The organism is Thermodesulfovibrionia bacterium (assembly GCA_030646035.1).
GTDB lineage: Bacteria > Nitrospirota > Thermodesulfovibrionia > UBA6902 > UBA6902 > JACQZG01.
Genome location: JAUSMY010000010.1, coordinates 1 through 21814, shown reverse-complemented (window position 1 = coordinate 21814; position 21814 = coordinate 1). Strand labels below are relative to the sequence as shown.

Annotated in this window: 22 protein-coding genes; 5 read left to right on the top strand and 17 right to left on the bottom strand. The window is 45.2% G+C overall.

All coding sequences use genetic code 11. From position 1 onward, the window contains the following. Positions 1–136: 136 nt before the first annotated feature. The 4 genes from ppdK (at position 137) to Q7U10_01055 (ending at position 5289) form a co-directional block, all read left to right on the top strand. Positions 137–2866: a pyruvate, phosphate dikinase gene (gene ppdK / locus Q7U10_01070; protein MDO8281208.1), complete on the top strand. Its 2730-nt coding sequence runs from the start codon at positions 137–139 to the stop codon at positions 2864–2866. 103 nt (positions 2867–2969) lie between these two features. Further along, positions 2970–3446, top strand: a complete 477-nt coding sequence (gene yjgA / locus Q7U10_01065; protein MDO8281207.1) for a ribosome biogenesis factor YjgA — start codon at positions 2970–2972, stop codon at positions 3444–3446. 68 nt (positions 3447–3514) lie between these two features. Next, positions 3515–4885 carry a DEAD/DEAH box helicase gene (locus tag Q7U10_01060; GenBank protein ID MDO8281206.1) on the top strand — a complete coding sequence of 457 codons (1371 nt, stop codon included), beginning with the start codon at positions 3515–3517 and terminating at the stop codon, positions 4883–4885. Positions 4886–5079: 194 nt separating this feature from the next. Beyond that, the gene (locus Q7U10_01055) at positions 5080–5289 is read left to right on the top strand and encodes a hypothetical protein (GenBank protein ID MDO8281205.1); all 210 of its coding nucleotides are present in this window, start codon (positions 5080–5082) and stop codon (positions 5287–5289) included. On the opposite strand, the gene Q7U10_01050 is transcribed toward Q7U10_01055, so the two are convergent. The 11 genes from Q7U10_01050 to Q7U10_01000 all read right to left on the bottom strand — a co-directional run bounded on the left by Q7U10_01050 (position 5286) and on the right by Q7U10_01000 (position 14776). After that, positions 5286–5624, bottom strand: coding sequence for a stress response translation initiation inhibitor YciH (locus tag Q7U10_01050; protein ID MDO8281204.1), 339 nt, complete (start codon positions 5622–5624; stop codon positions 5286–5288). The two genes, Q7U10_01055 and Q7U10_01050, sit on opposite strands and share 4 nt — an antisense overlap. Before the next feature lie 33 nt (positions 5625–5657). Beyond that, entirely contained in the window at positions 5658–6086 is a 429-nt protein-coding gene (locus tag Q7U10_01045) for a pyridoxamine 5'-phosphate oxidase family protein (protein ID MDO8281203.1), read from the bottom strand. A 166-nt stretch (positions 6087–6252) separates the two neighbouring features. Further along, complete coding sequence (locus Q7U10_01040) at positions 6253–6618, bottom strand: hypothetical protein (protein MDO8281202.1); 366 nt, start codon at positions 6616–6618, stop codon at positions 6253–6255. Positions 6619–6745: 127 nt separating this feature from the next. Continuing rightward, positions 6746–8266, bottom strand: a complete 1521-nt coding sequence (locus tag Q7U10_01035) for a response regulator (protein ID MDO8281201.1) — start codon at positions 8264–8266, stop codon at positions 6746–6748. A 26-nt stretch (positions 8267–8292) separates the two neighbouring features. Then, positions 8293–8664: a response regulator gene (locus tag Q7U10_01030; protein MDO8281200.1), complete on the bottom strand. Its 372-nt coding sequence runs from the start codon at positions 8662–8664 to the stop codon at positions 8293–8295. A gap of 14 nt (positions 8665–8678) precedes the next feature. Beyond that, a complete protein-coding gene (locus Q7U10_01025) occupies positions 8679–10529 on the bottom strand; it encodes an ATP-binding protein (protein MDO8281199.1) in 1851 nt (616 codons plus the stop codon). A gap of 3 nt (positions 10530–10532) precedes the next feature. Then, complete coding sequence (locus Q7U10_01020) at positions 10533–10898, bottom strand: response regulator (protein MDO8281198.1); 366 nt, start codon at positions 10896–10898, stop codon at positions 10533–10535. A gap of 76 nt (positions 10899–10974) precedes the next feature. After that, entirely contained in the window at positions 10975–13167 is a 2193-nt protein-coding gene (locus tag Q7U10_01015) for an ATP-binding protein (GenBank protein MDO8281197.1), read from the bottom strand. 443 nt (positions 13168–13610) lie between these two features. Next, positions 13611–14009 (bottom strand): DUF1284 domain-containing protein, encoded by a 399-nt coding sequence (locus Q7U10_01010; protein ID MDO8281196.1) that lies wholly within the window; start codon positions 14007–14009, stop codon positions 13611–13613. 115 nt (positions 14010–14124) lie between these two features. Beyond that, positions 14125–14346, bottom strand: coding sequence for a hypothetical protein (locus Q7U10_01005; protein ID MDO8281195.1), 222 nt, complete (start codon positions 14344–14346; stop codon positions 14125–14127). A 229-nt stretch (positions 14347–14575) separates the two neighbouring features. Next, positions 14576–14776: a cold-shock protein gene (locus Q7U10_01000; protein MDO8281194.1), complete on the bottom strand. Its 201-nt coding sequence runs from the start codon at positions 14774–14776 to the stop codon at positions 14576–14578. A 199-nt stretch (positions 14777–14975) separates the two neighbouring features. On the opposite strand from Q7U10_01000, the gene Q7U10_00995 reads away from it, so the two are divergent. Then, positions 14976–15860, top strand: a complete 885-nt coding sequence (locus tag Q7U10_00995; protein MDO8281193.1) for a phosphatidylglycerol lysyltransferase domain-containing protein — start codon at positions 14976–14978, stop codon at positions 15858–15860. An 8-nt stretch (positions 15861–15868) separates the two neighbouring features. Here the strand turns inward: Q7U10_00995 and Q7U10_00990 are convergent, their stop codons facing one another. The 6 genes from Q7U10_00990 to Q7U10_00965 form a co-directional block, all read right to left on the bottom strand. Next, positions 15869–17221 carry an MATE family efflux transporter gene (locus Q7U10_00990; GenBank protein MDO8281192.1) on the bottom strand — a complete coding sequence of 451 codons (1353 nt, stop codon included), beginning with the start codon at positions 17219–17221 and terminating at the stop codon, positions 15869–15871. A gap of 84 nt (positions 17222–17305) precedes the next feature. Next, entirely contained in the window at positions 17306–18673 is a 1368-nt protein-coding gene (locus Q7U10_00985; protein ID MDO8281191.1) for a DEAD/DEAH box helicase, read from the bottom strand. 187 nt (positions 18674–18860) lie between these two features. Further along, a complete protein-coding gene (locus Q7U10_00980) occupies positions 18861–19646 on the bottom strand; it encodes a DUF116 domain-containing protein (protein ID MDO8281190.1) in 786 nt (261 codons plus the stop codon). 45 nt (positions 19647–19691) lie between these two features. Continuing rightward, positions 19692–20225, bottom strand: coding sequence for a DOMON-like domain-containing protein (locus Q7U10_00975; GenBank protein MDO8281189.1), 534 nt, complete (start codon positions 20223–20225; stop codon positions 19692–19694). After that, the gene (locus tag Q7U10_00970) at positions 20222–20989 is read right to left on the bottom strand and encodes an RNA methyltransferase (GenBank protein MDO8281188.1); all 768 of its coding nucleotides are present in this window, start codon (positions 20987–20989) and stop codon (positions 20222–20224) included. Before Q7U10_00970 ends, Q7U10_00975 begins: the two co-directional genes overlap by 4 nt. A gap of 53 nt (positions 20990–21042) precedes the next feature. Beyond that, positions 21043–21741 carry a hypothetical protein gene (locus tag Q7U10_00965; GenBank protein MDO8281187.1) on the bottom strand — a complete coding sequence of 233 codons (699 nt, stop codon included), beginning with the start codon at positions 21739–21741 and terminating at the stop codon, positions 21043–21045. Positions 21742–21814 lie beyond the last annotated feature (73 nt).

The window sequence follows — 21814 nt, the reverse complement described above, 5'->3', positions numbered from 1 at the left end:
TGTTTCATTAATTTTTACGGAATTTTTGATTCCTGATATGCTAAAATAATCAACTTTTCGCCATTGAATCCCGGCAAAACTTATTCTTAACTTTTAAGTTTCAACTTTTAAATATTTTTAGAGGAGGAGTTTTAAAATGGCTAAGAAATATGTCTATTTTTTTGGTGCCGGAAAGGCTGACGGCAAGGCTGATATGAAGAACCTGCTTGGAGGCAAGGGCGCTAACCTTGCTGAGATGGCAGGCCATCCAAAACTTAAACTTCCGGTCCCGCCTGGATTCACCATCACAACTGAGGTCTGCACAGAGTATTACAAAAACAACCGCAAATATCCGAAGGAACTGCAGGGAGAAGTTGACAAGGCTATCGCCATGGTCGAGAAGATCATAGGCAAGAAGTTTGGTGACGTTGAAGACCCGCTGCTCTTTTCAGTCCGCTCAGGAGCAAGGAGTTCCATGCCGGGCATGATGGAGACGGTGCTTAACTGCGGGCTTACTTCAAAGACTATTCCGGGCCTTATCAGAAAGACCGGCAACCCGCGCTTTGTATATGATTCATACAGAAGGCTCATGACGATGTACTCGGATGTTGTTATGGAGAAGGCAGCCGGCATAGAGCTGAAGAATGAGGAAGACGGTATCCGCCATAAGCTCGACTCAGCACTCAAGGATATGAAGAATAAAAAAGGATACAAGAGCGATATTGACCTTTCGGTGCTTGACCTCAGGAAGCTGTGTGAAGAGTACAAAGCGATAATAAAAAAGACACTGAAGAAGGACTTCCCTGATGATCCGCATAAACAGCTTTGGGGAGGGATAAGTGCTGTATTTCAGTCGTGGATGGGCAAGCGCGCAGTTTCATACAGAAAGATAGAGAAGCTTCCCGACTGGTGGGGCACTGCGGTAAATGTTCAGGCTATGGTCTTTGGAAATACAGGAGATACATCTGCGACTGGAGTTGCCTTTACGCGTAACCCTGCTACCGGCGAGAACATGTTCTTCGGCGAGTGGCTCCCGAATGCTCAGGGCGAGGATGTTGTTGCCGGGCTAAGGACTCCTAATCCTGTCAACAAGTCAGGCAAGACAGATGACACAAGGCACCTTCCGTCTCTTGAAGAGGCGATGCCCAAGCTGTACAAGGAGCTGTATGGATATCAGAACAGGCTTGAGAATCATTATAAGGATATGCAGGACATAGAGTTCACCATAGAGGACGGCAGGCTCTGGATGCTTCAGACAAGGGTGGGCAAGCGTAACGGACAGTCTGCAATCCGCATGGCTGTGGAGATGGCCAAACAGAAGCTCATCACAAAAGAGACAGCGGTATTAAGAGTAAGGCCGGACCAGATAGATGAACTTCTTCATCCGAGCGTTGACCCCGCAGCAGAGAAGAAGGCTGTCGGGCTCGGAAAGGGGCTCCCCGCAGGGCCGGGAGGCGCAAGGGGAAGGGTTGTTCTAACTGCTGACGAAGCAGAGGCATGGGCAAAGAAGGGAGAGAAGGTCATACTCGTAAGGACTGAGACCTCTCCTGAAGACGTACACGGCATGCACGCAGCCGAGGCTATACTTACCGCAAAGGGCGGTATGACGAGCCATGCGGCGCTCGTTGCGCGCGGTTGGGGCAAGTGCTGTATAGTCGGATGCTCTGAGCTTCAGATAGACCTCAAGGGAAAGAAGATAAATATGAACGGCAGGTCTATCAAGCAGGGAGACTGGATAACGCTTAACGGTACAAAGGGGAGGGTGTATGAGGGAAGCCTCGCGCTTCTGCCTGCAGACCCCGAAAACAATAAATGGTATAAAGAGCTCATGACATGGGCTGATAATATAAGGTTCATAAAGGTCAGGACAAACGCTGAATCGCCGGAAGATGCGCAGGCTGCGGTAAAGTTCGGAGCCGAAGGTATAGGACTATGCAGGACAGAGCATATGTTCTTCGGGCCTGACAGGATAAAGGCTGTTCGTGAGATGATACTCTCTGATACGCTTGAGGGAAGACAGAAGGCGCTTGCAAAGCTCCTGCCGTTCCAGAAGAAGGACTTCCTCGGCATATTCAAGGCTATGGCAGGAAAGCCTGTCACAATAAGGCTGCTGGATCCGCCTCTTCACGAGTTCCTCCCGCATACAGATGATGAACTGAAGTCACTCGCAAAGAGTATGAATGTGGACTTCAAGGATCTGAAGACAAAGAACGAATCACTGCATGAGTTCAACCCGATGCTCGGGCACAGGGGATGCCGCCTTGGCGTCACTTTCCCTGAGATATACGCGATGCAGGCAAGGGCCATAATGGAGGCTGCATGCGAGTTAAAGAAGAAGAAGGTAAATGTCATTCCTGAGATAATGATACCGCTTGTAGGGCATGTCAAAGAACTTGAGATGATGAAGAAGGTCGTAGTTGATGCAGTGACCGAAGTTCAGCATAAGGCAAAGGTTAAAGTGCAATATTTAGTAGGCACGATGATAGAGCTTCCCCGCGCATGTGTAACGTCAGACGAGATAGCAGAGATAGCTGACTTCTACTCATTCGGCACAAACGACCTTACTCAGACCGTCTTCGGACTTTCCCGTGACGATGCCGGAAGGTTCCTTCCTCAATATGTGGAGCTTGGCATACTCACAGAAGACCCGTTCGTATCCATTGATGTGGACGGCGTAGGCCCGCTTATGAAGACCGCTGTTGAACTTGGCAGGTCAGTCAAGAAAGACCTTAAGCTCGGCATCTGCGGCGAGCACGGCGGAGAGCCGAAGTCTGTGGAGTTCTGCCACAACATTGGGCTTGACTATGTAAGCTGTTCACCATTCCGTGTACCTATCGCGAGGTTTGCTGCTGCTCAGGCTCAGTTGAGAAATAAGAGAACTAAGTAATTTTTTTTCAGTTATTAACTTTAAAGCGGCTCTGGCAACAGGGCCGCTTTTTTTTGTCTCCTCATATCAAGTGACATTTCATATATAATAAAATATGGACGATATGGAAATTAAGAGTAAAACACAGAAGAAGAAAGAGGCTCTATCTTTACAGGCGCTCGGAGTGAAGCTCATGAAGCTCTCAGCCGAGCAGATCAACTATATAGATATGCCTAAGGAGATCCTCGAGGCAGTGATCTTCGCAAAAAAGATAAGAAGCCATGGCGCTCTGAAAAGGCAGATGCAGTATATAGGAACGCTGATGCGGAATATCGATGCGGGGCCTATAGAGGAGGCGGTTCTAAATATAGAGACCGGAACCATGCAGAATACCGAGGCATTCAAAGAGACAGAGAGATTGCGTGAAGAGCTTATAGGCGGCAATGATGCTTTGATGAACGAGATATTGATAAAACTACCCGAAGCTGAAAAAGGCCAATTCATAAAACTTGTCAGGTCAGCCAGAAATGAAGTTGCAAGTAATAAAGCTCCGCGCGCATCCCGCACTTTATTTCGTTATCTGAAAAATATAAGCACTTAAAAAACAATGCCTGTAATTTGTATCTTCTATATTTCAATACTCTGCCTGCTTAATGTATAGTATTAGTAGTGAAATTCGAAGAACTTAATATCCCCGAAAAGGTCATGCAGGGAATCAGGGCGGCAGGGTTTGCTGAATGTACTCCTGTGCAGGCCATGACACTCCCCGATGCGCTGTCAGGCGTAGACATTGCTGCCCAGGCTCAGACCGGCACCGGAAAGACCGCAGCTTTTCTTATCGCTATTTTTTCGCGGATGCTTAATATGCCGCGGCTGGAACACGGCCTCTCACCCCGAGCGCTCATCATCGCTCCTACCAGGGAGCTTGTGGTTCAGATATCCAACGAAGCTAAACTGCTTGGCGGTTCTGCAGGCTTCACTATACTGCCTGTCTTCGGCGGCATCGATTATATGAAGCAGCGCGAGGAGATATCAAAGGGTGTTGACGTGCTCATAGGAACTCCGGGCAGGCTGATAGATTATTTAAAGCAGAAGGTCTACAGCCTGAAGAAGACAGAGTTCCTTGTGATCGACGAGGCAGACAGGATGTTCAATATGGGCTTTATCGCGGACATACGTTTTCTCCTCAGGAGGATGGCGCCTTATGACCAGCGGCAGTCGATGCTCTTTTCCGCCACGCTTTCACATAGGGTACATGAGCTGTGCTACGAACACATGAATATGCCCAAACAGTTCTCGCTCACGCCCGAGCAGGTGACAGTGAAGCAGATAGAGCAGAGGCTCTACCACGTCGGTTCGTCAGAGAAGTTCGGCCTTCTCCTTGGGATACTTAAAAATGAGCCAGCCGGCCGTTACCTTATCTTCTGCAACACCAGGGCTGCGACAGAGCGGCTTGACCGCCTCCTAAATGCAAATGAATTTGCAGCAGCTTCGATAACAGGGAACCTTGACCAGAATAAGCGCATGAAGGTGCTCACCCTTTTTAAGGGCGGCACTCTGCCGATACTCATAGCCACGGATGTTGCGAGCCGGGGCATACATATTGAAGATGTGACTCACGTGATCAACTATGACCTTCCCCAGGACCCGGAGGACTATGTGCACCGTATTGGCAGGACAGCCCGTGCCGGAGCGGAAGGAAAGGCGATAAGCCTTGCATGCGATGAGTACGTATATTCACTTCATGATATAGAGGCATATATCAAACAGAGCATACCTGTGACGCAGATCACAGACGAGATGATAGTTACAGGTTATCGCAGGAGGTCTGCGGTGCCGGCCGGCACAGACTCAGCTCCCGCAAAGCCGCGTCACGGCGCAGGCCCTAAGAAATTCGCAGCAGGGCAGGGGCCGCACAGAAGAGAAAATCATTCACAAAAGTCAGGCTCCTCCAAGAGCGCTGAAAAATCAGGTCCAGGGCGCATAGAGAGGAAAAAGCCTTTTAATAAACCGTCCGTCCGTCCTTCTCCAAAGAGCTGATCCTGCTTTATTTGTAATTCGAGCTTCCATCTTTTATATCTTTTCTTAACATTGCCTATTTGCCCGCATACGCATTTTTTACTTCTTCACATTTTTCTTCAGGATATGTTAATATCTCCACACATTTTCTAAGAAAAATATAGTATTCAAAAACAAAAAAAATAATGTTTGGGAGAGTATAAGGGATGGGAAAGATGAAACGTTCTAAAAATAAACAATTCACAGATGCTGACATAGATCAATTTTGCCAGAGCGTAGAAGAGATACTGGTGAAGATCAAGGACAAGAGCAGCACTAAAAAAGGCAAGAAAGTGAAGGTTAAAGACCTGCTGATCACGGACGTAGATGTCGACGATGATATTGTTTCTTTAGATGATGATGACCTGCTGACCTTCCACGATTAACCCGAGCGTTTAGTCCTGTATCCCATCTTCTCCAGCACCTGTATAAGTATGCCGCAATGGTCGCCCTGGATCTCCAGTGATGTATCTTTGACTGTGCCACCTGTGCCGAGCTTTGTTTTAAGCTGTTTCAGCAGCGCCTCAATCTCCTGCTGTGGAATAAATAGGCCTTCTATGAGTGTTACCGACTTCCCAGCCCTTGCTTTACGGTCAAGCCTGACGGTCAATTTCAGTTGCGCAGGCTGCAGGCTGGTACATACAGTCTTTTTTTCAGGCTTCTCTTTCCGCGGGACTTCCTGTTCAGTTGAGTAGACCAGCTTTGAATCTTCATCTGACATAGTTCATATTATTGTTAAGTCAGCTTTATCAGCTTATACTCCGGGTTTCCAGACCTCTGGATTCATGCTTCCCATTGTTCCCAATTCAATCCTTGAAGGCCTGATAATTACTATGCAATAGCTCGGGTCTTTAGGCCCGGAAAAGAAGTTGTTCAGTTCATCAAACCAGAAGGCATCACGTTCTGTCTGGTCCGTAGATACCTTGGCTGTTCCCTGTATCTGCAGCCAGCTCTTTGCAGTCTCAAGGCTTGAAACTCCAAGGGTGACATGTACGTTCGGGTTATTATTTATCTGAGGAACCTTCCTCGATTCCAAGTGGGTGCAGAAGCGGAAGGACAGGTCTTTATCTGCCTTGCCCATGACATATCGAACCCAAGGTTTGCCATCCTCTGTGATAGTAGCTACATTGATAAGCTGCAGTTCTTTTGCTGCTTCAAAAATTCTTTCCTTCAGGTCACCCATATTGAGCCTCCATTAATAGTTATTTCGCATGGCTTTTATTGTACGGTTATTATAATACAGAATCTTCAGCATTCAAAGAGGGGTGCTTTTCAGCCATTAATACCGCGGGGTTTTTCTATAAGCTTTTTGAAGGTCTCAAAAAGCTTATAGATTCTTCCAGTCTATGTTATGAATATTTTATGGTAACTTCGTAGTTGATCTCTGAGTCGCAGGCTGCAGGATGATTGCCTTCGCAACTGAGGTCTCCTTTAGCCGTCTTGCTTTGACTGCTGATCATAGAGGTTATTACTTGAGAAAGGTCAAATCCCCCTTCAACACAGTTATTGCTCAGGCAGTCAACATTGAAAAATGCATAACTCGCGGGAGTGAAATTAACGACCCTGTTTAATGACTTGCTCAGATTCTTCTGATGATAGACCATGCTGATCTCGATCTTTTCAACCCCGGGATAATGTTCAGCCACAGAGCCTTCATCTATCTTATGCTGCTGCCTTTCTCTCCTTGCCTCATTCTTCCTCTTGGTCATATTCATGTTCGTACCTCCAATAAAAAAAGACCACAAGGTCTGAATGTCCTTGTGGTTTTCAACAATTACAGCAGCTTCTAACCGTAATGTACTATAGCATTTTCAGAGGTATTTCAGCAATGCGGGGAAACACTCACGTCTTCATTCTCTCATATGTCTCTTCGAATTTCGTTGCAACCTGTTTGAAGGCTTTTAGTATCTGCGGGTCAAAATGATGCGGCATGGTCCTGCCGTCGCCTTCTGTAATAATCCTGCATGTTGTTTCATGATCAAATGCCGGTTTGTAGACGCGGCGGGTTCTAAGGGCGTCATACTGGTCGGCAATGTTCATAATTCTGCCGGAGATCGGGATATTTTCACCCTTTAAGCCGTTTGGATAGCCGCTGCCGTCCCATCTTTCGTGGTGAGATATGGCGATCTCCTTTGCCATTGACAGCCTGACATGGTCACCGATGATCATTGTGCCGTAAAGTGTGTGCTGCTTCATATCCTCAAATTCCTCGTGTGTGAGTTTGCCCGGCTTTTTAAGTATCTCGGGCGGGATATGTATCTTTCCAACGTCATGCATCTGTGCCTGCAGCCTGATTATGTTTGTGAACTTATCAGGCATCCCGATATGTCCGGCAATAAGTTCACAATATTCGCCGACCCTTACTATGTGTTCTCCTGTGTCTTCATCATTCACTTCCGCGGCGCGCGCAAGGGCATGCACTGTGTATGAGAAGGCATCCTCAGTCTCATTGATCTGAAGAGATAACGACCTCAGAAAGATGCTCTGCATGACAATACTGTTTAAGACCGCTACATCATAAGAGGAGACATGCCTGCCGTAATTGACCGCATGAATACAGAAGAACGGGCTGCTGTAGCGTACATAATTTTGAACATCTATGCCTAAAGAATTGAATACTTTTACATGCGGCTGGTGTTCAGCTTCTTTAAGGTCAACTGTATTAGCATAAATTATTGACTTGCTGTCACCGGCATCAAAAAGACAGTGATGGTCGCCGCCTTTATATAAAACCTTTTCAAGTGAGCCATTGCGGAACTCATACTTTATCAATACAGATGCCTGTTTTTCGTCTGAAATTCTCAAGACTACTGTCTTGGGTTTTCCCATGTCTTCATCATTTTTACTGATGATCTGTTCCACGATCTTTTCAAAACCGGTTACCAAATCAAAATTCAGAGGGTCAAAAGATTTGATCATCTTTTCGCCAAAAGATGTAAGGTCATTAATGTTGTCATATGCAAGGCTCAGCCTGTCATTCAGGTCCTTGACCTTCAGGAGCATCTTTATGCGCGCGAGCACCTCAGTCTGATCAAAAGGCTTTGAGATGAAGTCCTCTGCTCCTGCCTCTATGCTCTTGATCCTGTCTTCTTTGGATTGCAATGCGGTTATCATGACAACAGGTATTTTCTTATGCCTGTCATCAGACTTAATCTTCGTGCAGACCTCATATCCATTCATGCCCGGCATCATCACATCAAGCAATATGAGGTCAATCCCGCCTTCATTTATCTTTTCGAGGGCTGATGCTCCGTTGTCAGTCTTGATGACCTCATACCCCCTCGGCTTAAGCAATGCATCAAGAAGGCTCAGGTTTAATGGTTCATCGTCAACGCATAGTATTCGTGGCTTTGTACTATTCATGCCGTTCCTCCATCGATTTCAGATTTCTATTTGTCATTTAGTATCTTCTCCACTATCTTTGGCAGTTGCCGTGTATCTATAGGCTTTGCTATATAATCATCAGCGCCTGCACCCATAATTCTTTCCTTATCACCCACCATAGCAAATGATGTGACAGCAATGATCTTTATATTTTTTGTCTCGGCGTCTTTTTTGAGTATCTGTGTTGCAGCAAATCCATCCATAACAGGCATCTGCATATCCATCAGTATTAAATCAGGTTTATGTATCTTCGTCATTTTAATCCCTTCATCCCCATTTTCTGCCTCTATAATCTCATAACCGTAATATTTCAGAATATCACGCATTAACCTGCGATTTTGCTCATTGTCTTCTACGATAAGTATCTTCTTTGACATATATTTTCCCCTTGTTATATCGGTATCACAAATATAAACTTGCTCCCTTTGCCGTATTCGCTCTCAGCCCATATCCTGCCGCCTAACAACTCAACGAACCTCTTTGTCAGGATCAAACCAATGCCTGTGCCGCCGTATGTCTTAGTATACGGTGACTCTAATTGCGCAAATGGCTGAAAGAGCTTATCAATGTTTTCAGGTGTTATACCTATGCCTGTGTCAGTGACAGAGATTTCTATTAACTTCTCAGCTTCTATCTTCCGCGCGCTCACACTCACACTCCCCCCAGCAGGCGTGAACTTCACGGCGTTGTCTATGAGATTGTATAGTATTCGGGTGAGTTTTCCGGCATCGGTCTCAATCACAATGTCAGCGGCGGGCTCTATTTGAAGGGTGAGTTTCAGGTTGCGCTCTATTGATATCTCATTGAACATGGCGACTGAGGATTTCAGGGTCTCTTTCAGGAGAAACCTTTTCACTATTAACTCGTCTTTCCCTGATTCGGCTCTCACAAGGTCGAGCATATTTCTGATGAGACTTAGCAGGCGCATGCCGCCCTGAAGGACATTATCCACATATTCCTGCTGATCCGTATTCAACTCTCCGGACAGGCCGTCTTTAAGCACCTGCGAAAAACCAATGACAGAATTAAGAGGGGTCGTCAGTTCATGGCTCATATTCGCAAGAAAATCAGACTTTACCTTGTTTGAGGCTTCTGCTGTTATAAGGGCGTTTTGCAGATATTCCTCTGCCTTTTTGCGTTCTGTAATGTCACGGCAAAGCGTCAGTATCTGCGCCTTTCCGTCAATAAGCATGACTGTCGCATTGATTTCAATGGGAGTAACTTTGCCTTGCCCGGTGACATAGTGAATCTCAAGATTTCTGATGTGGCCGTCTCTGGCGCACTTTGCGACAGCCTTTGCATTTTTATCTTTTTCATAATCAGCGGTCCATTCCATGACGCTTCTGCCCCGTATCTCATTCAGGTCAGTATGCCCGGTTAGATGGACATATTCCTGATTAGCGTTAAGAACTTTTCCTTCGTAGTCTATGATCACATAGCCGGTGCCTGTTGTCTCAATAAGTGTTCTGTACCTCTTCTCGCTCGCACTCAGAACCTCCTCCGCCTCTTTTCGCGCCTGATTCTCAGCCTTCAAAGATTCATAGGCTTTGGCAATCTCAACAGTGCGATCCTCAATCTTGCGCTCCAGTTCCTCGTTGAGTTTATTGACATATTCTTCCATCTTCCTGCGTTCGGTAATATCAATGCCGGTGTGTATCGAACCGCTTAGCCGCCCTTCAGAATCATAAATCGGGGATACGGTAATTACGAAATACCCGCCCAGCCGTTCCTCATAAATCTCTGCTGAGTGCACCTGGCCGTCTGCCAATAATTTGGAATGAGGGCAGGTCGGATGCGGCTCATCCAAGCCGTGGACAACTTTGTAACAGGCCAATCCCTGCATTTCTGAAGGAGTAACTCCGAGTTTGTCAGCCATGGTTTTATTTGCCTTGACTATCTTATGGTTGGCATCCAATATCATAACGGGCTGTGTTATGGCGTCAAAAGTGCGCTCCCATTCTTCCTTGGCCCTTTTAATCTCATCTTCCTCCTGTTTATGCTGTGCATAATATATACTCATTCCCATGAATAAAATGCAGACCAGTAAAGCATACACACCGCCTATGATCCAATGCTCTATATCAAAATAGGAGATCTCGGGATGGAGCATACTGTCAACTATAGCGTTCAGATTGCCGGTCAGCAAAACTACTGAAAGAAATAATGTTACCTTGGGAAGAGTTGCCTCCTGTCGTATTCCGGGAAGAATTGAGATGGTCCTATTTATTATTTTATTACTCATCACCTATTCACCCAGATACTTCTTCATCATCGCCGGCAGCGCTCTGGTATCCATCGGCTTTGATATATAGTCATTAAACCCGGCAGAGAGTATCTTCTCGCGGTCACCAGCCATAGCAAAAGAAGTTAACGCGATAGCCTTGATATCTTTTGTCGCTGGATTCTCACGCAGAAGTTTAAGCGCTTTAAAGCCGTCCATGACCGGCATCTGTATGTCCATCAGAATAAGGTCCGGCAGCCGGCTGACGGCATATGTGACAGCCTCCTCTCCGTTGACAGCCTCAATGACCTCGTATTTGTAATACCTTAGAATATCTCTTATCAACCGCAGGTTCTTGTCATTGTCCTCGACAACGAGAATTTTTTTCATAACATCTTCTCCTTTCTACCACCCCGTCCCGAAGTATCGGGACACCCCTCCTAAAATAGGACCAACAGTAGGTGTCTTAAGCAGGGGTAGGGGTGGTTGGTTTAGCCGGTATCACAAACACAAACCTGCTTCCTTTTTCGAATTCGCTCTCTACCCATATCTTTCCGCCGTGAAGTTCGACGAGTTTTTTTGTCAGGGCAAGGCCGAGGCCTGTGCCTTCATATGTCTTCGTATATGTTGATTCAAGCTGTGTGAACTCCGTGAAAAGTTTCGGGATATCTTCAGCCTTTATGCCTATGCCTGTGTCAGTGACAGAGATTTCAATTAACTCCCCCTTGCCCCTGCTTAAGGCACCTACTGTTGGTCTTAAATTAAGAGGGGGTGGCGAAGCTGGGGGCGTTATATTAAAATTGGGTTCTATTTCCAAACTTTTAACTCGTTTTGCGCTCACACTTACGCTCCCGCCGTCCGGCGTGAACTTAACTGCATTGCTCAGGAGATTGAACATTATCTGTTTTAACTTCCGCTCATCTGCCTCTATCTCAATACCGGCATCCGGCTCTATTTCAAGGCTCAGCTTTATCCCGTGTTTCATCGTCTTTTCCTTAAGCATTGTCATTGACGCATTCAGAATATCTTTCAAAAGGAATCTGCTTGGTTCAATCTCAAGCTTTCCTGCCTCAACTTTTGAGAGGTCAAGGATATCGTTGATAAGACTCAGAAGGTGTCTGCCGCTTGAGAGTATGTTATTTATATACTCTTTCTGGTTTGAGTTAAGCTCTCCGTATAAGCCGTCTTCAAGGATCTCTGAAAACCCGATGATCGAGTTCATAGGCGTACGCAGTTCATGAGACATGTTCGCAAGAAAATCAGACTTGGCTTTGTTTGCAGATTCAGCGTTTAATATCGCTTCTTGTAACAACAGTTCTGCCTCACGCTCTGCTGTCACATCACGAAAGACCAGCACAACACCAAGAATTTCGCTGCCCTTGCCGCGGATCGGGGCGGCGCTGTCGGCTATAGGCCGCTCGGTCCCATCTCTTGAGATCAATATAGTATGGTTTGCCAGTCCCTTGATTAGTCCTGTTGAAAGAACCTCCTCGACAGGAATGACCGCAGGCATCCGCGTCTTTTCGCTTATAATACGGAAGACTTCTTCGACTCTGCGTCCTCTGGCATCCGCCTCATTCCATCCGGTAAGGTGTTCTGCAATCGGGTTGAGCCGAAGAACCTTCTGATCAACATCAACAACGAGAACTCCATCACCGATAGAATGAAGAGTTACGTTAAGGTTTTCCTCTGCCATTTTCACCGAAACCAACAGTGCTGAAGCCTTGTATGCAAGAAATCCCCCGAGCAAAAGCATAAATCCGGTAACAGTAAAGAGTGCGAATTGTATCTTCCTTGCCGGTGCGAGGACAGCATTAATCTGCTGCTCCACAACCACGCCCCATCCCCATTCTGCAACAGGATGATAGGCAGAGATGACCGGGAGTTTATGTACCGGGCCGATAATCTTTTCAATGCCCTCCCTGCCTTTTAACACATTCCTGACAGGAGGAACATTCGAATAATCTATTATCCTGTCCATGTCATAATCAGGGTGATATATCAGATTCCCCTTTTTGTCCACCACATAGATATGGCCTTTATGCACATTACCTTGGAGGTCTTCGGCAATATCCACGCCGCTGACAGCGTTTTCAATAAAATCATTCCTCGGCTGCATCACGAGTATCCCGATAACATTCCCGTTATATCTCATAGGGACTGCAATGGCAAAAAGATATCTTTGCGGCTTAGCTGTTCTCATGTAAAACTCAGACACATAAGGCGACCAGTTATTTGAGACTCCTTTATACCAGTCTCTATTGGAGAAATCCTTGCCAATGGTTTCAGGTGTTAATGGATAATTGTCGATCTGGATGCCTGCCGGGTCTGTTATAAATACCCGCTCAATTGTATTGGAATTTTCGATAAGGCTCACTAAATGCCTGTGCATCTCTTTCTTGTCTCTTATTACTAAACCTTCCAGAAAATAAGGCCTTGCTGCATACGATTTGCCGAAGGATATCTCACTCCTCAGCTTCTCCTCAATGGTATGAGCCGTGTATTGCGCAAGACGCTGGTTTTCTTTCAGCAGTCTTTCTTCAAGAGCGGATGTAACCTCTAAATAAATATATGCGGAAAGAGTAAGAAGCGGTATTGTTACAATCAATATTCCCGACAGTAAAATTCTCCAGCGTTTTTGCAGAATCCATTCCTTCATAGAAGCTCCCTGATAATACAGTTACAGAACAGAATATCAATATAAGATTTATAGCGTGTTTTTTATTTGAAGTCAAATTAAATTTCCCATCCGATTACAATAATAAGGCAGATTGTATCCGCTGCATTAAACGTCGAACTGAATCTGATTAAGGCAAATAATCACTTATTCCCCCCCTGATAATAGTGCTTGCTTTAATTCTGAATTGAGCTATAATGGAATCAGAAGATGAGATAGCGATACCCTGGGATGAATTGAGCTCTTAGCCGGGAACGCGGCTGGTGACGGGGTAGGAGACGGTGGATTGAGTTTCTCTGAGATTCAGAGTGAATGAAAACACCTTACCTCTCACAAAAGCTTCAGGGGCTTCGGCCCCACCAGGGAATCGCATAAATTACTTATAGAGCCGTCTGAAGGCAAAGGAAGTCAGCCTGATGATGACTCTATTTTTTTGTCAATTCCTGAAATAAGGCGTTCTTTTCACAGGCATCTTTCCAATCGCATTTTAAACAGTATGATGTATGCCAGGAGGGGAATATTCTGTATATCGTATTCCTGATCTCATCCCATTTAACATTATCTCCCCGTGAACTACGGAGAAGCATTAGTGCTTCAGTATCCATGTCTCGGATCTCTTCAGCAGAACTTTCAGTATACTGGCACCTTCTTTCTTTCAGATAGGGACAGCACCTGCATATATCATCATCGCCGGACGAGATGGTTATCTCTTCATCTTCTGCGCGTTCGAGTATCTTTTTCAGGTTGTTAATAAAGGCTTCATCATAGCCTTCACCATTGAAGAAGTGCAGGCAGATGAGGTGATGTCCTCTCAGCAGCGGCATTGACGCCTCCTTTTATACTTGAGTATACATGACTGTATGGAAAGAGGGGAGGGACTAAGAAAATTACATAAGCAGAAATACTACTGTCATAGTTCAGCAAAATCAGTGAAGCTTTTTATTCATGGAAGATGAGCAGTTCATCTTCCACTGGAAGCATATCCTCATCCTCTAAGAGAAGTTCTTCCGGTATCAGCAGGTCTTTACTCTTAGCTTTCTTGCCTTTTTTTAAACTGCTTCTGGTCTTGATCTGAGTAAGTACATCTTCCACGCTCCGGCAAAATTGTTCGATCTCAGCATCTGTAAAGCTTTTATGTTTAGACCGTTTCAATGTTTTCATAATGTAACCTCCTAAAAGTCTTATCCTTATTTAAATATATAACAAAATATTTGAAAAATATATGAAGATTTATTCAGGCATTATTCGCAGGGTATTTATTCTTATGATTTACTAAGTTAGCAAAAAAAATCAGCCTTGATTTTCTTTAAAAGGGCAGATCGTATTTAAGGGCATAAAAAAAGCAGGCTGCCTTTTACAGCAGCCTGCCCTCAGTTTCTAAAGATTAGAGTTATATCTTTTTGATGTTTGTTGCTTTTGGCCCTTTGTCGCCCTGTTCTACTTCAAAGCTGACTGAGTCGCCTTCCATGATGGTCTTGAAGCCTTCACCCTGGATCTCTGAGTAGTGTGCAAATACATCCGGTCCATTTTCCTGAGTGATAAAGCCGAAGCCCTTTGACTCATTAAACCACTTTACTGTTCCTGTTGGCATAGTATACCTCCTTATAAATTTTTGAAGCATAAAGGAGGTAGTTATGAATAAACCAACATGATATTACTTATGTGAGGCTTACAACAACTTTTACTTCCAGTATTCTTCTTTTATTGAGAATGGCATATGTATACATGAATAGTCAAGTAGTAGAGCTGTGCATTAACAAATTCCGGCATTCTTCATATATAATTTATTTATGAATATTCCACTCTTTCCTGAATTTAAAGATATCGATTTATCAATGAAGGATGATATCACAAGGTTTTTGTCACGATATCCAATTGAGGCTTCTGAATATACCTTTACAAATCTATTTGCCTTTAAAGGAACATATGACTTTAAAGTATCCATTCTCAATGACAGCCTGATAATCCTTAAGAACAGGCATCCTATCTCGTTATTCTGCCCTGTGAGTGACACACCTGACCTGCAACGGCTTTTTGGATACATGAAAGGGCAAGGGGCAGAACCCTGTTTTGAGAGGGTTCCTGAGAGCTTTGTGAAGAAACATCTTGAAGGCGATGAAAGATATATTTGCCTTGAAGAGAGAGACCAGTTTGATTATCTTCATGACGTGCAGGAACTTATAGATCTGAAGGGCAGAAGGTTTCATGATAAAAAGAACAGGGTTAACAGGTTCAGGAGTGAATATAAATATGAATACCAGACCCTGACAGCTGAACTGGTGGATGAATGTATCGAGTTTGAAGATTACTGGTGCGAGGTCAGGGAATGCGAGAAATACTATGGACTGGACAGGGAGAGGTGCGCTATCTTTGCAATGCTCAGGAATTTTAAATATCTGAACCTGAAGGGCGGGGTAATAAGGATAGATAACAGGATAGCTGCATTGACCATTGCTGAACAGTTTCTGTCTGATACCATTGTCATACATGTAGAGAAGGCAAATCCGGACATTCAGGGACTTTATCAGGTGATAAATCAGGAGTTCCTAATGCATGAAGCAGGAGATGTCAAGTTTGTGAACAGGGAACAGGACCTCGGCATCAAGGGATTAAGAGATGCCAAGATGTCTTATCATCCTGTGAAGTTCATAAAGAAATACAGGGTGACGGAATAACTTCACCTCTAAGGTTTAATCTTTTTCCATCTTCCGTTCCTGAACCTCATAGTCATTGCTATGCCTTGAAATAAGATTGATACAGCCATGGCTATCCAAACCCCGATGGCGCCGTAGCCTGCAACGACCGCGAGTATATAGGCAAGCGGCAGGCGGATCAGCCAGTGTGTGCTTACAATACAAAGCATCGCCCCTTTTGTATCTCCCGCGCCTGTGAGGCTCCCTGCCAAGATAACGCCGATCGCCATGAAAGGCTCTGAGAGCATGGTTATCCTGAGATACCGCACTGTCTCTGCAAGAACATTCGCATCTTTTGCCAGCGGGGAGGATATCTCCCCAGCCCATATGAAGATAGGCAGGGCGATAAGACTGACCAATGCAACTCCGGCAATGGATATGTTCCAGCCTATCTTTTCAGCTCTCTTGGGCTCGCCTGCGCCGAGGTTTTGCCCTGCAAGAACGGATGCCGCCATGTTCAGCGCGAATACAGGGAGATATATAATGGCTTCGATCCTCAGGCCGTTGGTAAGCGCAGCCATTGCCGTGATGCTGACATCCTGAAGACGGCTGAGGATGTTGTAAAGGATAATGGTGCCCGCGTTCCAGGATATCTGTATAAGGGCCGTAGGCCAACTTATTTTAATTATCCGCTTGGCAAGATCAGATGAAACATGCCATGTTCCTGAAAAGATATCCTTCCACCTGCTCTTTTTGAAGAGGAAGAAACATATGGCCATGCCGGCAAACATAGATATCGCGGTAGCCAGTGCGATGCCGATGTATCCTATTCCGAGACCGAAGACCAGAAGAAAATTCAATGCAATATTGATTAGGCTGACGAAGAACATCGCTATCAGCGTAAGCCGCACCTCTCCGCCTGCCCTGAATATTGCGTTTGATATGATCACCATATAATTAGGCGCGAGTGCGAATATGTAGATAACAAAGAATTTAACTGCGGCCTCACGGATGTTGCCGGAAAAACCAGAAAGCGATATTATCTGATCCTTAAGGAGAAAACCCGGCAGCGTGAGTACGATGGCGCATATTCCGCCGAAGATAAGGGACTGTCTTGCCGTAGAGAGGGAATCTTCGAACCTTCCGGCGCCGACCGACCGCGCAAGTATCGCCACAGTGCCGATGCTGATGGCGTTTGCAACTACTATGACAAAGAAATAGAGCTGGCCTACGAAACCAACAACCGCCTGTATCTCAGGGCCGAGAAAGCCGGCGACATAAATGTCAGTAAGGCCTACGAGGAAATTGAAGAACATGACAAAGAGCATGGGCCATGACATGCGCCAGATATTATCCCATGTGCTTCCCTTTGTAAGATCGCTTGTTTCGACCCTTTCCGTCACCGGGGCTCCGTGTTAATAAGCTTTAAACATTATATCGCTAAAGCAGTTCACTAACGCAGAAGTCCGCGTGCAGAGACTGCCTTATCAGCTGCCTGATACTGCCCTGCGTGTTGCTGGCCTGGTCCGTATTTTCGGATTGAAGGATTTGCGGATATCAGCACCGCGTTCCGGCTGGACCTTGTGCCACTTTTTTGGGGCGGCATCTGCGCTGGTCGTCCTCGGCCTGGATTTTGGAGCGGCATCTCCGCCGGTCGTCTTCGGCCTGGATTGCGGCCTCTTATTCTGTTCGCGCGGCGGACGGGCAAACTCTGTATTGCGCGGAGGCGCTGCTTTTTTATAATCAAAGTCTTTCAGAATGCGGCGCTCCACCTTTTCTCCAAGTACTAACTCAATACTGCGAACCGTTGCATCGTCTTCGCGTGTGATGAATGTGAAGGCATCGCCGTTCTTTGCGGCGCGTCCTGTCCTGCCTATGCGGTGCGTGTATGCATCTGCTGTATCAGGGATATCGTAGTTGATAACGTGTGATATGCTTGAGACATCTATACCGCGTGCTGCGATATCAGTAGCAACAAGCACCTGGAATCTGCCTTTACGGAATCCGTCAAGAGCCTCCTGCCGCTTGTTCTGCGAGAGGTTTCCCTGAAGGGACGCCGCTTTGTAGCCTGCCTTTACAAGCTGTTCGCCAACGCGCTTTGCGCGGTGTTTGGTACGGGTAAAGACCAGGACAGACTCAGTGTCGGTATGGCTCAGCAGTTTAAACAGCAGCTGGGTCTTCAGGTGTTGATCTATCGGGTAAAGCGCGTGAGCAACAGTGTTTAACGGCATGGTGTGGTCTACTTGTACGGTTACAGGATCCTGTAGAACATCGTTTGCCAGTTTCCTGATATCGTCAGGCATGGTGGCTGAAAATAGCAGCGTCTGGCGTTTTGCCGGTATATGCTTGATGATCTTCTTTATATCAGGCAGAAAACCCATATCGAACATGCGGTCTGCCTCGTCAAGTACAAGCACCTCTATGTTTGACAGGTTGACGGTATTCTGATTTATGTGATCGAGCAGCCGGCCCGGGCATGCAACTATTATATCGACCCCAGAACGGAACTTCTTTATCTGCGGGTTTATGCTCACTCCTCCGTAAACAGAAGTGCTCCTGATCATCGTCTTTTTCCCAAGGCTCTTTATCGACTCGTGTATCTGTTCGGCAAGTTCACGCGTTGGCGCCACGATAAGCGCGCGTGTTTTGCCCATAGGCCCGTTAATAAGCCTTTGAAGAATAGGCAGTACAAATGCGGCTGTCTTGCCTGTCCCTGTCTGTGCAAGGCCCATTACGTCGCGCCCTTTGAGCGCAGGCGGGATTGCCTGTGCCTGAATAGGTGTTGGTGCTGCATATCCTGCCGCTGTGATTCCTGCGGCGATCTTTTCGTTAAAATCAAATTTCTTAAATTCCATAATCTCCTTATTTTCTGCTTTCAGACGAAAAAAAAAGCCCCGTGTGTATTCCGGGACTTCCTGTTATGTTATTTCCATCCGGGTACAGCAATTGCTTAAGTTTATCAGCTACAGGGAAGTACTGTCAAGCTGAGGGATAGGGCATAACAGACAATTGGAACCATTTATGCTATAAATTTGCCGTATCTTATTTTATAAGTTCCTCAAGCTCTTTCACGTTATAAGAGGTCTCATGCGCCTCTTTCATCCATCTGGAACATCTGTTAGCATCGATTGGGATGCCGACAGGGGATATGCCTGCGCTGATGCACTCTCTCATTCCATGAACAAGTTCAGGTACACATGCGATTCCCAGCGCGCCCACGCTTTTATGTTTTGACCTGATCTTCTTAAACAGCGACTTGAGGTCTGTCGTGGCTGAGATGTAAGGGTGGATATCATATTTTCTAAGAAGATTGCCGCCGAGGTTTATTAAACATTCGTTTGTGCAGCTTTTGCATATTGCAGCCATCTCACCTGAGACAGATTTGCATCCGGGCCTGAAGTCCTTAAGGCAGTGTGCTATCAGGGCAAATTTGTATTCGCTCTTTTTGAAGGTTTTTATATATAGCCTGTTAATAAGCTCGATCTCTATCATATAGAGATGATACTGCTCTTCCTTTGTATTTATGACAGGGTCAAACTTTTGGCTAAGGGGAATATTTTTCAGATGTTCATTAACGCCTGTGGTATAAACAAAGAGTGATTCTCTAAGTAATTTCTTTATAAATAATATAAGTTGCTTATCGGTATTCCTGCCGGCCAGTTTACTAAGGAGGGAGCTGTTGCCTGCTTTCTGCACATGGTCAAGGAGAATATTCACATCAGGGCACATCAGTATTAAGAGGTCAGTCAGTTTTCTGATTGTGTCGTAATATCGTTCCGTGCTGCTTCTCCCGCCGTATAAAGAGTAAGTTTTGCCTTGCATCGTCATAACTAAATTATACATCAACAAGAAAATATGATAAGCGATGCCGGATTACAATTCGATGATGAAACTCTCTTTATTGTGAAAATCAGGACGTTCTTTTGTATGTGTTAAAGCCCAATATGTCATCCTGCTGTCTCTGTGTTTAATGACCGCGCTGATTCCTGCATTCAATTTTTCATCTGTCAGCTTGATCTTATCTAAATCAAGCTCAAGTGAAAGAAGCAGGGCATTATGATGGATCGAGACTTTAAACGGGAGCGATGTAAAAGCAGGTTCCTCCTGCCTGCCTTCCCGATACGAACTGAAGCGATAGACATTCCAGTGTCCTGCAGGAGAGATGTTGAATTCCCAATAGTTATCGGAATTCTTTAAACCTATAAATAACTCAAAACATGTTTCTTCCCATATGGCATTGCTGCGCTCCGGCAGATCTGTTGGCGCAGGTATTACGAGTTCCGAAATATCGCCTGTCAATGAATAGCTTACAGTAAGTTTATTGGAAGACCGCTCAATACTGACTGTTATATCTATTCCGCTTAAGCCTGAGGAGAACGGTGTGAGGGAAAAGCTTCTGCTCTTCATACGTCCAGCTTCTTCTCTATCTGAGTACATAATCCCATGAGCAAATTCAGTTCTATCTCAGTAAGCCCGGCCCTGCCGAGGAAGCGCTTTAAACTGGTGATGATCTTCGCATTGAGATCCATATCGCCCCTCGGTGCGTATTCAAGCAGTGTCAGTATCCTGGATATCCTATCGTATAAAGGCGCTATCTCTCCGTGCGCTTCAAGCTCTTCCAGAAGAACAGGCTTGTTATAATCCTTATAATTCGCTCCTCTGGATGAAACAGTAGTTTCTTCGCTATGCTTAGAAAGTTCGTACGCGATTAAGAGAACAGCGTGAGACAGATTCAGAGAGGGCTGCATCTTACTGCTTGGGATCGTTATCATAAAACCGCATTCATCAACATCTTCCTTACTGAGCCCGTTCGTCTCTGTACCAAAGAGGATGGCAACCTTATTGTTTGCAGTTATAGCGCGGATCTTCTCTGCGCCCTCTGAAACAGGCAATATCAATCCGCGGTGCATTCCCTTGCGCTGTGTTGTGCCGATAACAACCGCTTTGTCGCTAACAGCCTCTTTAACAGAATTATAAATCTTTGCCGACTTCAGGATATCATGTGCATTGCAGGCAAACCATCTCTCTTCTTTAGGCATGTGCGGCGGGGGATTAACAAGACAGAGGTTTGTGAATCCCATATTCTTCATAGCCCTGGCGGATGCTCCTATATTGCCCGGCTCTTTAGGTTCAACAAGGACAAAATATACATTTCTCTTCCAGTCATCCATGCCGTAGTTTATCAGGTCTCATTGTTTTTGCTCAATGAGCGACGATAGGAGAGTTATTTATACCGTTTTGTTAGCTTGCGCTTTATCTTATCAACAAGAGTTCTATCTTTAGGGAGATATTGGTATTTCTTGATGAGTGATTGCAATTTTATTAAGTCAGTATCTTGTTTCTTGCTAAAAACACCTAATGTTTCTACCTTATCTTTTAATTCTAAATATTTTAAAACAATATGATATTCGGGACGACTCCAGAAGTCATGGATGATAATTGTACAGTTTTCTGGCGTATTTAGTATGCAGTTAAGAGTACATGCTACCCTAAACCTGCCATCTACTAGAGCTAAATCATGATTGCTTTTTTTGGTGAAAACACTAAGCGAATAGTTTGGCCACAAATGTTTTTTTAATTCATTTTTTGGATACCCCCAAGCGATAGTTTCTCCTATGTCAATAATATGAAATAATAACTTTCCAGTTGATAGAGCATTAGTAATCGCAGTATTAGGTTTAAGATATTCACTGATATATCCTTCTGATGATTCAACTGAGTCAATACTCTTTATCATCGGAGCAGTTGACGCGTATATAGTGCTTTCCCCGGAACCAAACTCCAAATAATTATGGGATAAATCTATATATGAATGTATCATTTTCAGCTCGTCTTTTGTCATAGGCATGATTATTCTCAGAGGTGGACCCCATCCATTGGACAGGTTAGGGGCTGATTTAAGGTGGAATGCACCGGCCATCATGCCGCCTCCAAAAGCTGTTCTGATTTCCTATATCCGCCAATAGGCAGATTCCAGTATGCCTCATAAGGGGTCT

What these genes read in the sequence shown, in the direction of transcription:
- Q7U10_01040 (MDO8281202.1), bottom strand. Translation starts at nt 6,618, where the DNA reads ATGAATATGACCAAGAGGAAGAATGAGGCAAGGAGAGAAAGGCAGCAG.
- Q7U10_00980 (MDO8281190.1), bottom strand. Translation starts at nt 19,646, where the DNA reads ATGACGATGCAAGGCAAAACTTACTCTTTATACGGCGGGAGAAGCAGC.
- Q7U10_00995 (MDO8281193.1), top strand. Translation starts at nt 14,976, where the DNA reads ATGAATATTCCACTCTTTCCTGAATTTAAAGATATCGATTTATCAATG.
- Q7U10_01015 (MDO8281197.1), bottom strand. Translation starts at nt 13,167, where the DNA reads ATGAAGGAATGGATTCTGCAAAAACGCTGGAGAATTTTACTGTCGGGA.
- Q7U10_01030 (MDO8281200.1), bottom strand. Translation starts at nt 8,664, where the DNA reads ATGTCAAAGAAGATACTTATCGTAGAAGACAATGAGCAAAATCGCAGG.
- Q7U10_01035 (MDO8281201.1), bottom strand. Translation starts at nt 8,266, where the DNA reads ATGAATAGTACAAAGCCACGAATACTATGCGTTGACGATGAACCATTA.
- Q7U10_01000 (MDO8281194.1), bottom strand. Translation starts at nt 14,776, where the DNA reads ATGCCAACAGGAACAGTAAAGTGGTTTAATGAGTCAAAGGGCTTCGGC.
- Q7U10_00985 (MDO8281191.1), bottom strand. Translation starts at nt 18,673, where the DNA reads ATGGAATTTAAGAAATTTGATTTTAACGAAAAGATCGCCGCAGGAATC.
- ppdK (MDO8281208.1), top strand. Translation starts at nt 137, where the DNA reads ATGGCTAAGAAATATGTCTATTTTTTTGGTGCCGGAAAGGCTGACGGC.
- Q7U10_01045 (MDO8281203.1), bottom strand. Translation starts at nt 6,086, where the DNA reads ATGGGTGACCTGAAGGAAAGAATTTTTGAAGCAGCAAAAGAACTGCAG.
- yjgA (MDO8281207.1), top strand. Translation starts at nt 2,970, where the DNA reads ATGGAAATTAAGAGTAAAACACAGAAGAAGAAAGAGGCTCTATCTTTA.
- Q7U10_01010 (MDO8281196.1), bottom strand. Translation starts at nt 14,009, where the DNA reads ATGCCGCTGCTGAGAGGACATCACCTCATCTGCCTGCACTTCTTCAAT.
- Q7U10_01025 (MDO8281199.1), bottom strand. Translation starts at nt 10,529, where the DNA reads ATGAGTAATAAAATAATAAATAGGACCATCTCAATTCTTCCCGGAATA.
- Q7U10_01020 (MDO8281198.1), bottom strand. Translation starts at nt 10,898, where the DNA reads ATGAAAAAAATTCTCGTTGTCGAGGACAATGACAAGAACCTGCGGTTG.
- Q7U10_01005 (MDO8281195.1), bottom strand. Translation starts at nt 14,346, where the DNA reads ATGAAAACATTGAAACGGTCTAAACATAAAAGCTTTACAGATGCTGAG.
- Q7U10_00970 (MDO8281188.1), bottom strand. Translation starts at nt 20,989, where the DNA reads ATGGATGACTGGAAGAGAAATGTATATTTTGTCCTTGTTGAACCTAAA.
- Q7U10_01050 (MDO8281204.1), bottom strand. Translation starts at nt 5,624, where the DNA reads ATGTCAGATGAAGATTCAAAGCTGGTCTACTCAACTGAACAGGAAGTC.
- Q7U10_00975 (MDO8281189.1), bottom strand. Translation starts at nt 20,225, where the DNA reads ATGAAGAGCAGAAGCTTTTCCCTCACACCGTTCTCCTCAGGCTTAAGC.
- Q7U10_01055 (MDO8281205.1), top strand. Translation starts at nt 5,080, where the DNA reads ATGAAACGTTCTAAAAATAAACAATTCACAGATGCTGACATAGATCAA.
- Q7U10_00965 (MDO8281187.1), bottom strand. Translation starts at nt 21,741, where the DNA reads ATGATGGCCGGTGCATTCCACCTTAAATCAGCCCCTAACCTGTCCAAT.